Source organism: Serratia sp. 22278 (genome assembly GCF_052045405.1).
Lineage (GTDB): Bacteria > Pseudomonadota > Gammaproteobacteria > Enterobacterales > Enterobacteriaceae > Serratia > Serratia marcescens.
Window position 1 is genome coordinate 1 of record NZ_JBQEOW010000024.1, and the last position, 14,258, is coordinate 14,258.

Consider the following 14,258-nt stretch of genomic DNA (forward strand, 5'->3'; position numbering starts at 1 on the left):
TGTTCGCCGAGTTCGGCTTCACCGTGGACAACGTGGTGGCGAAGGCGCAGGCGCTGCTGAAGTAAGCGGCCTGGCGCAAGCCGATAAAAAAGCCGGTCATCATGACCGGCTTTTTTTATTCCATCACCCGATGAATCTGCAAATACTGCAGCAGCATGATGGTCTTGCCGTCTTTAATGCGGCCATCGGCAATCATCGCCACCGCGTCGCTGAACGGCAGTTCGATCACTTCGATATCTTCATCTTCAATGCCGCCGCCGGCCGCGCGCCGCTCATCGTCATGGTATTCGGCGATAAAGAAGTGCACGATCTCGGTCACGCCGCCCGGCGACATGTAGGCTTCGAAGATTTTCTTGACCTCGCCCACCTGAAAACCGGTCTCTTCCACCGCTTCGCGGCGCGCGCACTGCTCCGGCGAATCGGCGTCCAGCAGGCCGGCGCAGGCCTCAAGCAGCATGCCGCTTTCGTTGCCGTTGACGTAGGTCGGCATGCGGAACTGGTTGGTCAGCACCACCGTGCCCTTGGCGCGGTTGTACAGCAAAATGGTGGCGCCGTTGCCGCGATCGTAAACCTCGCGCATCTGTTGCACCGAACCGCCGTTTTTGCGTTTCAGATCGAACGTGTACTTGTGCAGCACATACCAGTTGTCCGACAACAGCTCTTTCTTCACATTCTCAATTTTCGACGACATGACCCTTTTTCCTTGAGTTGCAACGTGAAAATCATACCGCGATTACGCTGCGCCGCAGCAGACGATTTGCAACAAAAATCACAATGCCTCTCCGGGCAAACCAGGATTAAAAAGACATCGTGGGCAGACGCATAATCTGACAGACGAATCGCATCCGCAAAGACAAATCCTCAGTGGAAACCGGGCGGCGGCTGAACATCGGCGGGCATTTCGCTATTCATTTGATTACACGACGACAATTGTTCCCGTTTTGTTGACAACTTGATACAAATCGCGGTGCAATTTAGTTGCAAAAGTTATAGTTTTGCTTTCGAATGAAACTGGCGCAGCCCTCACCTGAGAGAAAAGGATTCCGTGATTGCTTGTTAAACGTTCCGTGACCGGCAGCCTGGCCAGGGCGCTGTTCGGCATCGTGATACTGTCGGTGCTCGCCACCGGGTTGGCGTTGACGACCGTCGCCGGCAGCCAGAGCGATGCCGAGGCGATCAACATCGCCGGTTCGCTGCGCATGCAAAGCTACCGCCTGGCCTTTGATCTCGACCGACAGAGCCCGGAGCTGGAGCTGCACCTGCAGCAGTACCGGCAATCTTTGCAGGCGCCGGCGCTGCAAAAGCTGGCGCGCTTTTACGTCCCGGCCGAGGTGCGCAACCACTATCTGGCGCTGCAACGAACATGGCAAGCGATGGAGCGGCAGATCCGCGACGGGCAAGCCGCCGCCTACCGGGCAGAGGTCGCCGGCTACGTCAACCGCGTCGATCATTTTGTTTCCGCTCTGCAGCGTTATTCCGAGTTGAAACTCACCCTGGTGGCCGCCGTCAGCGTACTGGGTTACGCCGCCATCATCGGCCTGGTGCTGTTCTGCATCCGCTTTATGCGCCGCCAGGTGGTCACGCCGCTGCAGCACCTGGTCGACGCCAGCCAGCGCGTGCAACAACGCGACTTTCGCCACCCGCAGCTGGACGTGGCGCTGCCGAACGAGCTCGGCGTGCTGTCGCAAACCTTCAGCGCCATGTCGGACGAGCTGGCCCGGCTCTATCAGTCGCTGGAGCTGAAAGTGCAGGAAAAAACCCAGCGCCTGCAGCAGGCCAACGAAACGCTGGAGGTGCTGTATCGCTGTTCACAGGCGCTGAGCGTGCGCCAGATCGATCAGCAGGCATTCGAGAATGTGCTGCGCATCGTGCGCCAAAGCGAACGACTGCGCTGCATCCGGTTGAACGTGGCGGACGATCATGGTCAGTGGCAACTGAACGAAGGAGAGCCGGCGCCGGCGCAAACCTGGAGCGCGCTGCCGATCACCCAAGGCGATAAACTGTTGGGTGAATTGCGATGGCAGCCCGAAGCGCAGCCGCCGCATCCTCACCTGATGCAGAGCCTGGCCAACATGCTGGGGCGCGGCGTCTACTTCAACCGGGCGCAAAAGCAGCACCAATATCTGCTGTTGATGGAAGAGCGTGGGACCATCGCCCGCGAGCTGCACGATTCGCTGGCGCAGACGCTGTCGTTCCTGCGCATCCAGCTGACGCTGCTCCGGCGCGCCGCCGACGATCCGGCGGCGCAGACGATTATCGACGATTTCGATCGCACGCTGGCCGATGCCTATCGCCAGCTGAGGGAATTGCTGGCCACCTTCCGCCTCAACATTCAGGAGGCGGATCTGAATGCCGCGCTGGAGCAACTGTTGCAGCCATTAAAGGCGCTAACCCCCGCGCGGATTCAGTTACACTGTCGGCTGCCCTCGCAGGCGCTCAACGCCCAGCAGCAGGTGCACGCGCTGCAGATCGTGCGCGAGGCGGTGCTCAATGCCGTCAAGCACGCAGGAGCGAGCGAGATCGCGGTGTGTTGCGAGGTCAACGCCGCAGGCGACAACGTATTCAGCATTACCGACGACGGTTGCGGCATCGCCAGTCTGGAAGAACCGGAAGGGCATTACGGCTTGACCATCATGAGCGAACGCGCGGCGCGACTGGGAGGAACGCTGCGCATCCGGCGCAGAAGCCGCGGCGGCACGGCGGTCTGCCTGACATTCTCGCCCTGACCTTGCGGCTGTTCACTCTGCGTTACGGTTGCCACCGGGCAGAAGGCCGCCCGGAGAGGTTTGCGGTGCAGAATGCCGCTATTTTTGAAGAGACAGTCCCACTGTGAAGCACGCCTCCGGGCGCGTTTGAGTGGCTTTACTTGCTACAGGGAGCATTTTTCATGGTGATGAAGCAATACCGAGTCATGATCGTTGACGATCATCCGTTGATGCGGCGCGGCATCAAACAACTGCTGGGACTGGATGCGCGATTTGGCGTGGTGGCGGAGGCCGGCAACGGCAGCGAGGCGGTTGCGCTGGCGCTGCAGCACGCGCCGGACGTGATCTTGTTGGATCTGAACATGAAGGGCATGTCCGGGTTGGATACGCTGCGGGCTCTGCGCGACGAAGGCGTGGACGCGCGCATCATCGTGCTGACGGTCTCCGACGCGCGCAGCGATCTGTATGCGCTGATCGACGCCGGCGCCGACGGCTATCTGCTGAAAGACAGTGAACCGGAGCAGCTGCTGGAACACATCAGCGCCGCCGCCGAGGGGCAAAACGTGATCAGCGACGCCATGGCCGACTATTTGCTGGCGCGCAGCGAGCAGCGCGATCCCTTCACCGCCTTGACCGAACGCGAACTGGACGTCTTGCAAGAGGTGGCGCGCGGCCTGTCCAACAAACAGGTGGCGGCGCAGTTGCATATCTCTGAAGAAACCGTGAAGGTGCACATCCGCAACATACTGCGCAAGCTGGACGTGCGTTCTCGCGTGGCGGCGACGGTGATGTACCTGGAGTACAAAAGCCACTGATCGCCCCGCCCCGGCCAATACGCCGGGGCCGCCTACTCGATGGCGCCGAGCAGCGCCTGATGATGCTGATGCACCCAGCTCTTGTTGAACGGCCCCCAGCTTTCCAACTGATAAAAACCGTCGTTGTTGCGCACGCCCTGCTGCACGAACTGCAGCTCGACGCCCATGCCGGGCAGCGCCTTCAGCACATCCTGCAACGTGCGGCGCGGCCAACCGGTCAGCGCCATCAACCGCGGCACATTGGGCCGTTCACTGTGGCTGATCAGCCAGCATAAATAAAGCCGACGGGCAAATACCGGGTTAATTCCCATGCCAAGCTCCTGCTGTAAGGTGAATCCAGTTTTTACTTTCGGTTGCCTGCGGCGAAGAGATGCGCAAGGCCTTTGATAGTAATAAAAATGTCTTAATAGCGTCCAATTATCGGCGTCGGTGCATCCGCGCCGTTTTCCGCTACCGTTATTTACACTATCTCCTTTTTTTCTCCACGCTTTCCTCGACTATCCCGAGTAAAGTGCAATAGCGCCGGAATCCTTCCCTGCCGCTGAAATGCATATTTCCGATGCGTTTTAAAGATAGAACAAGTCATAACGAGGTTCGCGCTGCATGGCCAATTTTTTTATTGATCGCCCGATTTTCGCCTGGGTGCTGGCAATTATTCTTTGCCTGACCGGGGCATTGGCGATTTTTTCTTTACCGGTAGAACAATACCCGAATTTGGCGCCGCCGAACGTGCGCATCAGCGCAACTTACCCAGGCGCTTCGGCGCAAACGCTGGAAAACACCGTCACCCAAATCATTGAGCAAAATATGACCGGCCTCGACAACATGATGTATATGTCGTCGCAGAGCACCAATACCGGCCAGGCGACCGTCACGCTGACATTCGAAGCCGGCACCGATCCCAACGAGGCGATGCAGCAGGTGCAAAACCAGCTGCAGGCGGCGATCAAACGTTTGCCGCAGGCGGTGCAGAATCAGGGGGTCACGGTCTCGAAATCCGGCGACACCACGCTGATGATGGTGGCGTTCGTCTCCACCGACAACAGCATGGACAAGCAGGACATCGCCGATTACATCGTCTCCAACCTGCAGGATCCGCTCAGCCGCATCAACGGCGTCGGCAGCATGGACGTGTATGGCTCGCAATACGCCATGCGCATCTGGCTCGATCCCAACAAGCTCAACAGCTACCAGCTCACGACCCAGGACGTGGTCAAGGCCATTCAATCCCAGAACGCCCAGGTGGCGGTCGGCCAGTTGGGCGGTACACCATCGGTCGATAAACAGGCGTTGAACGCCACCATCAACGCCCAGTCGCAGCTCCAGACGCCGGAACAGTTCCGCCAGATCACCCTGCGGGTCAATCAGGACGGCTCGCTGGTGACGCTGGGCAACGTCGCCACCGTCGAACTGGGCGGCGAGAACTACAACTACCTCAGCCGCTACAACGGCATGCAGGCCGCGGGCATGAACATCAAGCTGGCCTCCGGCGCCAACGAACTGCAAACCGACCAGTTGGTGAAGGACAAGATCGCCGAGCTGTCGCAATACTTCCCGCACGGGCTGGAGGCCAAAGTGGCCTATGAAACCACCCCGTTCGTCAAAGCCTCGATCAAGGACGTGGTGAAAACGCTGCTGGAAGCCATCCTGCTGGTGTTCCTGGTAATGTATCTGTTCCTGCAGAACTTCCGCGCCACGCTGATCCCCACCATCGCCGTGCCGGTGGTGCTGATGGGCACCTTCGCCATCCTTTCCGCCTGCGGCTTCAGCATCAACACCCTCACCATGTTCGCCATGGTGCTGGCGATCGGCCTGCTGGTGGACGACGCCATCGTGGTGGTGGAGAACGTCGAACGCGTGATGAGCGAGGAAGGCCTGCCGCCGCGTGAAGCCACGCGCAAATCCATGGGGCAGATCCAGAGCGCGCTGGTCGGCATCGCCCTGGTGCTGTCGGCGGTGTTCGTGCCGATGGCGTTCTTCGGCGGCACCACCGGCGCCATCTATCGCCAGTTCTCCATCACCATCGTCTCCGCCATGGTGCTGTCGGTGCTGGTGGCGATGATCCTGACCCCGGCCCTGTGCGCCACGCTGCTCAAACCGATCGCCAAAGGGCACCATCACGGCAAGCGCGGCTTCTTCGGCTGGTTCAACCGCATGTTCAACCGCAACGCCGAACGCTATGAGCGCGGCGTGGGGCGCATTCTGCACGCCAGCGGCCGCTACATGGTGATTTATCTGCTGTTGCTCGGCGGCATGGCGCTGCTGTTCATCAAGCTGCCGACCTCGTTCCTGCCGCAGGAAGACCGCGGCATCTTCACCGTGCAGGTGCAACTGCCGGCGGGCTCGACCCTGCAGCAAACCTCCAAAGTGGTGGAAAAGGTCGAGCGGTACTTCCTCACCGAAGAGAAACAGGACGTATTGTCGGTGTTCGCCATCATCGGCTCCGGGCCCGGCGGCAACGGCCAAAACGTGGCGCGCCTGTTCGTGCGGCTGAAAGACTGGGACCTGCGCACCTCGGGCGCCAACAGCTCGTTCGACATCATCGATCGCGCCACGCTGGCATTCAACAAGATTAACGAAGCCCGGGTGATCGCCAGCAGCCCGCCGGCGATCACCGGTCTCGGCAACTCCTCCGGCTTCGACATGGAGTTGGAAGACCACGCCGGGCTCGGCCACGCCAAACTGATGGCGGCGCGCGATCAATTGCTGCAGCTGGCCGGGCAAAATCCGCTGCTGTCGCGCGTGCGCCACAACGGCCTGGACGACAGCCCGCAGCTGCAAATCGATATCGATCAGCGCAAGGCTCAGGCGCTGGGCGTATCGATCGACGACATCAACAATACCCTCTCCACCGCCTGGGGCTCGACCTACGTCAACGACTTCGTCGACCGCGGGCGGGTGAAAAAAGTCTACGTGCAGGCCGCGGCGCCGTTCCGCATGCTGCCGGATGACATCAATAAATGGTATGTGCGCAACAGCGCGGGCGGCATGGTGCCGTTCTCGGCCTTCGCCGCCTCGCACTGGGAGTACGGCTCGCCGCGGCTGGAGCGCTATAACGGCAGCTCGGCGCTGGAGATCGTCGGCGAGGCGGCCAACGGCGTCAGCACCGGCACCGCCATGGCGGAAATGGAAAAACTGGTCAGCCAACTGCCGACCGGTTTCGGGCTGGAATGGACGGCGATGTCCTATCAGGAACGGCTGTCCGGCTCGCAGGCGCCGGCGCTGTACGCCATTTCGCTGCTGGTGGTGTTCCTGTGCCTGGCGGCGCTGTACGAGAGCTGGTCGATACCGTTCTCGGTGATGCTGGTGGTGCCGCTGGGGGTGATCGGCGCGGTCGCCGCCACCTGGCTGCGCGGTCTGGAGAACGACGTCTATTTCCAGGTTGGCCTGTTGACCATCATTGGGCTGTCGGCGAAAAACGCCATTCTGATCGTCGAGTTCGCCAATGAGCTGAACCATAAAGGCCAAGATCTGATGTCGGCGACGCTCGACGCGTCCCGCATGCGCCTGCGGCCGATCCTGATGACCTCGCTGGCGTTCATCTTCGGCGTGCTGCCGATGGCCACCAGCAGCGGCGCCGGTTCCGGCAGCCAGCATGCGGTCGGCACCGGGGTGATGGGCGGCATGATCTCCGCCACCCTGCTGGCGATTTTCTTCGTGCCGCTGTTCTTCGTGCTGGTACGGCGCCGCTTCCCGGGTAAAGCGCATCCGGCAGGCAATACGCCGGCCAGCGGGGACTGATCCGCGGGATATAAAAAAAGCAGCGTCGGGTTACCGATGCTGCTTTATTTCGAACGAAAATCTCGTTCCCAAGGCGTTTCAGTGACGTTCCAATGACTCAACCTTGCCATCTGCTTCAACGCTGTGTCAGTTGCCCAACATCTCATCAATGAAGTCTTTCCAGTTTCCTAATTCACGATCAACCATAATACTTTACAACCTCAATTATTTGACGAAGCGGATTCTACGCCTGTTTTTTGACCATGTGAAGGGAAACGGGAACGATGCCGGGCCCTGAAACCGGGCTTAGCGCACATTTTCGTATTTATCTGATCAATGTTTAGTGCCGCTATTCCCTTGTGATATCAATTTCTCCGCGGTAGCGTGTAAAAGGTATAAAAATACGCCAATGGAGCGTCGATCATGTCCAGCTCTTTGTCTCTCTCGCAGTTGAAAACGCAGGGCCGCTATCAGGAGGCGACCGCGCTGGCGCTAAGGCAACTGACGGCAGAGCCGGAAGCGGCGATGTTGCACTTTCAGCTGGCCTGCCTGTATGACGTACAGGGCCTGGAGCAACAGGCCATTCCCTGCTACCTCGCGGCGTTGGCTCGCGATTTGCCGCCCGCCCAGCGCCGCGAGGCCTGGCTGGGTCTCGGCAGCACCTACCGCGCCCTGGGAGAATATTCGGCGTCGCTACGGGCTTTCGACGACGGCCTGGCCGAGTTCCCGCAGGCCAACGAGCTGATGCTGTTTCGCGCCATGGCGCTGTACAACCTGGGTGAAAATAAACGGGCCGTGACCGATCTGTTGCTGCTGCTGGCGGACACCTCGTCAGACCCCGACATCCGCGGTTATCAACGCGCCATTCGGCACTATGCCGCCGATCTCAGTCTTATCGGTTAGAGGAAAACGATGGAAATTATCACCGATCCGAGCCGCCGCGCCATCGACTGGCAGCGGCTGTGTGAATTGCTGGAGGCCGCCGGGCTGGGCAAGCGCGATCCGCACACCTTGCGGCGCGTTTACCAACACAGCCAGTTTTGCTATTGGGGTTTTATCGGCGACGAGTTGATCGCCACTGCACATGCCATCAGCGATCTGACATCGGTCGCCTACCTGGCGGACGTGGCGATCGATCCGCGCTTTCAGGGACAAGGGCTGGGGCGCAGGTTGATGGATCGGGTGATGCAAGATCTGGCGCCGCTCGGCAAGATTTTCATCTATTCGGTGCCGGAAAAGCTGGCCTTCTATAAAAAGTACGGCTTTCACGATTTGACCACCGGCATGGTGTATGCGGACGGCGCTGCGCTGCAGCGCCTGCAACAAGGAGGCTACGTGCGTTAAACGCGCATCACAAGGTTTTGCTCATAAAGATACGGCGAGTTCCCGGCGGCAAGCAAGGCACTTCACCCATACGCTGCCAGCCATGCCGTTGATAAAAATCCGGCGCCTGAAAGCTGATAGTGTACAACACGGCGGAAAGGCAACCGCGCCGGCGGCCTTCCTGCTCGAAACGGCGCAACAGTTCGCTGCCCAACCCCGCGCCGCGCAGCGCTTCCGGCAGATAAAAGAGCTCGAGAAACAGCAGCCCTAACGATGAGCGTCCGGTAATCCCTCCCAGAACTTCCCCACTGTCGGGATCTCTTACCACCACCGCCAGCGGCAGACGATCGCCGTAGCCGATATGTTGATCGTTAAAACGATCCAATCCCTCCGCGATACAGGACGTTATTTCCTGCGTTACCCGCTCGGAAATTTCGATATGACATTTTTTCTCGCCGGCTCTCCGGATCAATCATCCATGTTCACACTCTGATTACAGCTTAAAACATCGCAGTTTCTTTGTTTAGAATTATCTTTGTCTCAATTTCAACGTTAATTTTTTCATGACCTCAGCGCCGACTCTGGTGACGTTCAAAATAAAGCCACTCATCGTGATAAAACCAAGAAAAATCTTAGTTATTAATTCGTTAAGCCCAAACAGCCACCCTTAAATGATCGTCAAAACCGATCATTTTGCATATTTTGATAGCCTTTATCTATGTTAATTCCTTTTAATTACCGCGGTATTAATAGAAGATGTCTATTCTATTAACCTTACCTTGCTTAAAAATTCGGTTGAAAAAAAGATTTACTCTTTATAAATCATGCTAGTATATAACCTTCCCTTCAAAGCTCGCGCCCAGATAACGCTCATTCATTTGCGGCGCAAGAAAAGTTCAACATGCAATTATTTGGATTATTTCTTTTTTTATGTTTTAAGATAGCCATCCTCACCGGGAAATAAAAAGTAAAGGATTATAATAAAATGGAAATTGATATTTTCAGCGAGTGTGCTTATACCACCGTCGGCATCCGACAACTCATTAACCAAACCTGGGCGGAAAAACGCGCGCCGGCCGGCTTTAGCCGCAGAAGGGTCTGCTTTATCGATGTCACCATCGCCAACTTTGAAGCGCGTTACCGCGATGAATATGCCAACCCCAATACCTACAAAATAATCATTATCACCGACTGTCTGCATGAGATGGTGATTGTCGACAATAAGACCATTATATTATCAAACCTTATATCATTGAGCCGCTTCAGCCACCTGATCGGCGACTTATATAAGCGTTACAGTCACTATACCGAGCCGCCGCAACTCTCTCAGCGCGAATCGCATTTTCTCTCGGAGTGGTCGACGGGAAAATCGCTGGCCGACATCAGCAATGCCATGAATATCAGAAATAAAACCGCCAATCATTACAAATCACGAATCATGAAAAAACTCGGCACCAGCAGGATAAAACCACTGTTGCATATTACCCGCGTACGGTGTTTGACCGAGCGTTTAAACATAAGAATCAATAAAGATTAGTTCTCTCTCCCCCGCGCCGCATTGGCGGCAGAACGCGTTCGCCGGCGTCTTTTAACAGCGCCGCCGGCGAAGATCGCCGTTTCATCAATTTGCCAACCTCTCTCCCTGGCGCCCAATCGTCTCTCGCGCGCATCGTTGTCTGGATCTCGCCGCCGCTTTACTGGCATTATCTCTGCTATCGCCGGGCGGCGAGAAGGCCTAAGACCGCGCCCGCCGCTCAGTATCGACTCGACGAGACAGGTAGCTTTACGCCATGGCAAATAAACCGCAACAGACAACGCTGACGATGTACGGCATCAAAAACTGCGACACCATCAAAAAAGCCCGCCGCTGGCTGGAAGATCAAGGCATAGCCTATCATTTTCACGACTACCGCGCCGACGGCCTGACCGAACAGCAACTGCGCGGTTTCGTCGCGCAACTGGGTTGGGAGCCGCTGCTCAATACCCGCGGCACCACCTGGCGCAAGCTGGATGAAGCGCAGCGCAACGCCTGTGATAACGCCGACGCCGCCATCGCGCTGATGCTGGCGCAGCCGGCAATCATTAAACGTCCGCTGCTGGACGACGGCAACGGCCACGCTCTGCTCGGTTTCAACGCCGACGCTTACCAACAATTTATCGCCGAGGTTGCCGTATGACTTGCCCGGTTATCGAACTGGCCCAGCAGTTGATCAAACGCCCTTCCCTCAGCCCGAATGACGAAGGCTGCCAGCAGCTGATGATCGACCGTCTGCAGGCGATCGGTTTCACCGTCGAAGCCATGGACTTCGAAGACACCCAAAACTTCTGGGCCTGGCGCGGCGAAGGGCAAACCCTGGCGTTTGCCGGGCACACCGACGTGGTGCCGACCGGCGATGAAACACGCTGGGAAAACCCGCCGTTTGAACCGGCGATCCGCGACGGCATGCTGTATGGCCGTGGCGCGGCGGACATGAAAGGCTCATTGGCCGCAATGGTGGTGGCCGCGGAACGCTTTGTCGCCGCCAACCCGAATCACCGGGGCCGCCTGGCATTTCTGATCACTTCAGATGAAGAAGCCAGCGCCACTCACGGCACGGTTAAAGTGGTCGAAGCGCTGATGGCGCGCAACGAGCGGCTGGATTACTGCCTGGTCGGCGAGCCGTCCAGCACCGAACGCGTCGGCGACGTGGTGAAAAACGGCCGTCGCGGCTCCATCACCGCCAACCTGCATATCCACGGCGTACAGGGGCACGTCGCCTATCCGCATTTGGCGGACAACCCGGTGCACCGCGCCATGCCGGCGCTGAATGAACTGGTGGCGATCGAATGGGATCGCGGCAACGAGTTCTTCCCGCCGACCAGCATGCAGATCGCCAACGTGCAGGCCGGCACCGGCAGCAACAACGTGATCCCGGGCGATCTCTACGTGCAGTTCAACTTCCGGTTCAGCACCGAACTGACCGACGCGATGATCAAGCAGCGCGTGGAAGAGCTGCTGGAACGCCATCAGTTGAATTACAGCATCGAATGGCGGCTGTCCGGTCAACCGTTCCTCACCTCGCGCGGCGCGCTGGTGGATGCGGTGGTCAACGCCGTCGAGCACTATTCTGAATTGACGCCGCAGCTGCTGACCACCGGCGGCACCTCCGACGGCCGCTTCATCGCGCAGATGGGCGCGCAGGTGGTGGAACTGGGGCCGGTTAACGCCACCATCCACAAGGTCAACGAATGTGTCAACGCCGCGGATCTGCAGCTGCTGAGCCGCATGTATCAACGCATCATGGAGCAATTGGTCGCATGATCAACGCAGAGATGCTCACCGGCCGCTCAACCGAACACCTGGCGCCGCTGAGCGGCAACCACCGCCTGCAGCCGCAGGCGGTCAACGCCTTCCTGGCGATGCAGCAGGCGGCGCGTGAGGCGGGATTCGATCTCCAGCCCGCCAGTACCTTCCGCGATTTCGACCGTCAGTTGGCGATTTGGAATGGCAAATTCTGCGGCCAGCGGCCAGTATTAGATAAGGACAGCCAACCGATCGACGTCGCGCCGCTGTCCGCCGCCGAGCGCTGTGAGGCGATCCTGCGCTGGTCAGCCTTGCCTGGCGCCAGCCGCCATCACTGGGGCAGCGATTTGGACGTGTACGATCCGTCGCTGTTGCCGGAAGGGCAAAAGCTGCAGCTGGAGCCGTGGGAATATGAAGAAGGCGGGTACTTTGCGCCACTCAACCAGTGGCTGACGGCGCATATGGCCGAGTTCGGTTTCTATCGCCCCTTTACCGAAGACAGCGGCGGCGTGGCGGTGGAGCCGTGGCATCTGAGCTACCGGCCGCTGGCGCAAGAGGCCGAACATTTGCTGACCCCGGCGCTGTTGCTGGCGGCCTGGCATGATAAGGAGGTCGCCGGTGCCGAATGGCTCGAACGCCATCTGCCCTCGATTTTTTCGCGTTTTATACGCAGTGAAGGAAAGGAGTAGCTATGCAATGGTTAGCTGATTACTGGTGGATTATCCTGCTGGTTCTGGTGGGGATGGTCGTCAGCGGCATCAAGGAACTGCGCCGCGTCGACGTGAAAAGCTATCTGGCCAACAAGCCGGAGATACCGCCGCACCGCGACAACAACGCCCAGTGGGATGACGAAGACGACTGGCCGAAAAAGAAATGACATCAGGGCGCTCATCGGCGCCCTGAGTTTTCAGCGAAAGGCGATCAGCTCGCCGCGCTTGCCGGACAATGCCTCGTCCCAGTAGCGCTGCGGCACGTAATAATGCAGCCTTTCCAGCGCGGCGTTCATCATGCCCTCGTTGATTGCGTGTCCGACGTTTTCCTCCACGTCCAGCGTGAAATCGGCGCCGCCGGCCCGTAACGCTTCCGCCGCCGCGTGAGCGTGCTGCACCGCGATCACCGCGTCCTCTTCACCGTGGATCAAATGCACCACGCTGTCGCCGAAAGCCTGCTCAGGCAACTGGGCGAAACGCCCGCTGAACGCGACCACGCGCCCGGCCAGTCGGGTTTCCGCTTTTAACGCTTCCAGCGCCATGATCGCCCCCTGCGAGAACCCCACCAGCGCCGTGCCGGCATAGCCTACGCCGCTCAACTGCTGCCAATGGCGCACCACCGCCACAAACTGCGGCATCACGGCTGCGATGCGGGCCGCGCGGTTCTCTTCGGTCACGTCCTGCACCGAAAACCACTGGCGCCCGGCGCCGTTGCCAAACGCTTCGGGGCCACCGATGCTTACCACCTGTGCCTGAGGAAACTCTTTGGCGAAGTAACTGCCGATCTCCCCCATCGCCACCGGGTTGTCGCCGACACCGTGAAACAGCAAGATCAGCTGCGCCGCCGGGGTCGCCGGGCTTTGGACAACGAAATGCTCATGTTTCATCGATGACTCCTTAGTTGTAACCAGACCTGGTGCGGCGACAGTCGCCGCCGCACCGCTGACAGTGACTATACGCCGTTGAGAAATCGGGAAAATCGGGTTTTATTGAGCGAGTTATTCAATTTATTGCAACGACTGCGCCCAGTCGCGCCAGTAGCGGCAGTGCTGCGCATTCAGCTGTTCCAGCGCCTGCGCCGTTTCGTGCCGCCAGTAGCGCAGCAAGGCTTTCTGGCCGCTTACGCCCGCCTGCTCCACGCAGGCCGCCGGGGATTGCCGCCGCTGCAGATGGCCGCGCAGCGCGGACAGCGGCAGACTGCTGGCCAACAGCAAACGCTGCAATGCCCCCAGGCTGGCCTCCAGCGGCCGATGGGCGAAAGCGAACCCGGCAAGCTCGCGCCAGTCCTCTTCGCCGAGCGACGTATCGCCGTCGTCGCCCGGGATCGCCAGCGTCAGCTCGATACGCTGCCGCAGCCAGGGCCAGTCACGCGCCAGGTGCTTGTGCGCCGCATGCCGCAGCGCCTCCCCTTGCTCGCTCAGGGGCAAGATAGCCATCGCGGTATAGCAGCCGCTGCTGGCCTCCGGCTTGCTGCCGATGCGCACCAGCTCGAAACCGCAGGATTGCCAAAAGCGCCACAGCGGCTCGGTATAGCCGAAGCTGACCGACAGGAAGTCCAGACCCTGCGCCTGGCAGCGTTGCCGCTCGACCAGCTGACGCGCGATACCCTGCCGCCGCAGCGCCGGCAGCGTCGCGATGCGGGTAATGCGCCGTGACCGCAGCGTCGGCGCCCACCACTGGCCGCCATGCGCCGCCAGCGACT

The 14,258-nt window shown here is 59.3% G+C and carries 16 protein-coding genes and 1 pseudogene; 11 read left to right on the forward strand and 6 right to left on the reverse strand.

All coding sequences use genetic code 11. The annotated features are described in order from the left end of the window. Nucleotides 1-65 (forward strand): annotated as a pseudogene (locus ACTJJ6_RS23300) (transketolase-like TK C-terminal-containing protein); the annotation flags it as partial. 50 nt (nt 66-115) lie between these two features. Here the strand turns inward: ACTJJ6_RS23300 and nudK are convergent. Beyond that, on the reverse strand, nt 116-691 hold the full coding sequence (nudK, locus tag ACTJJ6_RS23305) for a GDP-mannose pyrophosphatase NudK (RefSeq protein WP_016926753.1): 576 nt from the start codon (nt 689-691) through the stop codon (nt 116-118). A gap of 358 nt (nt 692-1,049) precedes the next feature. On the opposite strand from nudK, the gene narQ reads away from it, so the two are divergent. Together narQ and ACTJJ6_RS23315 are read left to right on the forward strand one after the other, a co-directional pair. After that, the gene (gene narQ / locus ACTJJ6_RS23310; protein WP_016926752.1) at nt 1,050-2,726 is read left to right on the forward strand and encodes a nitrate/nitrite two-component system sensor histidine kinase NarQ; all 1,677 of its coding nucleotides are present in this window, start codon (nt 1,050-1,052) and stop codon (nt 2,724-2,726) included. Between the two features lie 161 nt (nt 2,727-2,887). Continuing rightward, nucleotides 2,888-3,520 carry a response regulator gene (locus ACTJJ6_RS23315; protein ID WP_004941753.1) on the forward strand — a complete coding sequence of 211 codons (633 nt, stop codon included), beginning with the start codon at nt 2,888-2,890 and terminating at the stop codon, nt 3,518-3,520. A gap of 32 nt (nt 3,521-3,552) precedes the next feature. Here ACTJJ6_RS23315 and ACTJJ6_RS23320 read toward each other — a convergent pair whose 3' ends face one another. After that, nucleotides 3,553-3,831, reverse strand: a complete 279-nt coding sequence (locus ACTJJ6_RS23320; protein WP_016926751.1) for a winged helix-turn-helix domain-containing protein — start codon at nt 3,829-3,831, stop codon at nt 3,553-3,555. A 292-nt stretch (nt 3,832-4,123) separates the two neighbouring features. Here ACTJJ6_RS23320 and acrD point away from each other — a divergent pair, with 292 nt between their 5' ends. After that, a complete protein-coding gene (gene acrD, locus ACTJJ6_RS23325; RefSeq protein ID WP_440804450.1) occupies nt 4,124-7,261 on the forward strand; it encodes a multidrug efflux RND transporter permease AcrD in 3,138 nt (1,045 codons plus the stop codon). 126 nt (nt 7,262-7,387) lie between these two features. Here the strand turns inward: acrD and ypfM are convergent, their stop codons facing one another. Then, on the reverse strand, nt 7,388-7,447 hold the full coding sequence (gene ypfM, locus ACTJJ6_RS23330) for a protein YpfM (protein ID WP_100396732.1): 60 nt from the start codon (nt 7,445-7,447) through the stop codon (nt 7,388-7,390). Between the two features lie 216 nt (nt 7,448-7,663). Here ypfM and ACTJJ6_RS23335 point away from each other — a divergent pair, with 216 nt between their 5' ends. Together ACTJJ6_RS23335 and ACTJJ6_RS23340 are read left to right on the forward strand one after the other, a co-directional pair. Continuing rightward, nucleotides 7,664-8,143, forward strand: a complete 480-nt coding sequence (locus ACTJJ6_RS23335) for a tetratricopeptide repeat protein (RefSeq protein ID WP_016926749.1) — start codon at nt 7,664-7,666, stop codon at nt 8,141-8,143. 9 nt (nt 8,144-8,152) lie between these two features. Then, nucleotides 8,153-8,584 (forward strand): GNAT family N-acetyltransferase, encoded by a 432-nt coding sequence (locus tag ACTJJ6_RS23340; RefSeq protein ID WP_004941740.1) that lies wholly within the window; start codon nt 8,153-8,155, stop codon nt 8,582-8,584. A gap of 7 nt (nt 8,585-8,591) precedes the next feature. Here the strand turns inward: ACTJJ6_RS23340 and ACTJJ6_RS23345 are convergent, their stop codons facing one another. After that, nucleotides 8,592-9,002 carry a GNAT family N-acetyltransferase gene (locus ACTJJ6_RS23345; RefSeq protein ID WP_049300039.1) on the reverse strand — a complete coding sequence of 137 codons (411 nt, stop codon included), beginning with the start codon at nt 9,000-9,002 and terminating at the stop codon, nt 8,592-8,594. A gap of 546 nt (nt 9,003-9,548) precedes the next feature. On the opposite strand from ACTJJ6_RS23345, the gene ACTJJ6_RS23350 reads away from it, so the two are divergent. From ACTJJ6_RS23350 to ACTJJ6_RS23370, 5 genes are all read left to right on the forward strand, one after another. After that, nucleotides 9,549-10,100, forward strand: coding sequence for a LuxR C-terminal-related transcriptional regulator (locus ACTJJ6_RS23350; protein ID WP_004941733.1), 552 nt, complete (start codon nt 9,549-9,551; stop codon nt 10,098-10,100). Nucleotides 10,101-10,353: 253 nt separating this feature from the next. Further along, the gene (locus ACTJJ6_RS23355) at nt 10,354-10,740 is read left to right on the forward strand and encodes an ArsC family reductase (protein WP_004941730.1); all 387 of its coding nucleotides are present in this window, start codon (nt 10,354-10,356) and stop codon (nt 10,738-10,740) included. After that, entirely contained in the window at nt 10,737-11,864 is a 1,128-nt protein-coding gene (gene dapE / locus ACTJJ6_RS23360) for a succinyl-diaminopimelate desuccinylase (RefSeq protein ID WP_016926745.1), read from the forward strand. The genes ACTJJ6_RS23355 and dapE overlap by 4 nt, the downstream gene beginning before the upstream one ends. Then, nucleotides 11,861-12,535, forward strand: coding sequence for a M15 family metallopeptidase (locus ACTJJ6_RS23365; RefSeq protein WP_016926744.1), 675 nt, complete (start codon nt 11,861-11,863; stop codon nt 12,533-12,535). The genes dapE and ACTJJ6_RS23365 overlap by 4 nt, the downstream gene beginning before the upstream one ends. Before the next feature lie 2 nt (nt 12,536-12,537). Continuing rightward, nucleotides 12,538-12,723 carry a YpfN family protein gene (locus ACTJJ6_RS23370; protein WP_004941720.1) on the forward strand — a complete coding sequence of 62 codons (186 nt, stop codon included), beginning with the start codon at nt 12,538-12,540 and terminating at the stop codon, nt 12,721-12,723. Nucleotides 12,724-12,753: 30 nt separating this feature from the next. Here the strand turns inward: ACTJJ6_RS23370 and ypfH are convergent, their stop codons facing one another. Both ypfH and ACTJJ6_RS23380 read right to left on the reverse strand, forming a co-directional pair. Further along, nucleotides 12,754-13,443: an esterase gene (gene ypfH / locus ACTJJ6_RS23375; protein ID WP_143779301.1), complete on the reverse strand. Its 690-nt coding sequence runs from the start codon at nt 13,441-13,443 to the stop codon at nt 12,754-12,756. Nucleotides 13,444-13,563: 120 nt separating this feature from the next. Beyond that, nucleotides 13,564-14,258, reverse strand: a 695-nt coding sequence (locus ACTJJ6_RS23380; RefSeq protein WP_440827447.1) for a GNAT family N-acetyltransferase, incomplete at its 5' end; no start/stop codon positions are given.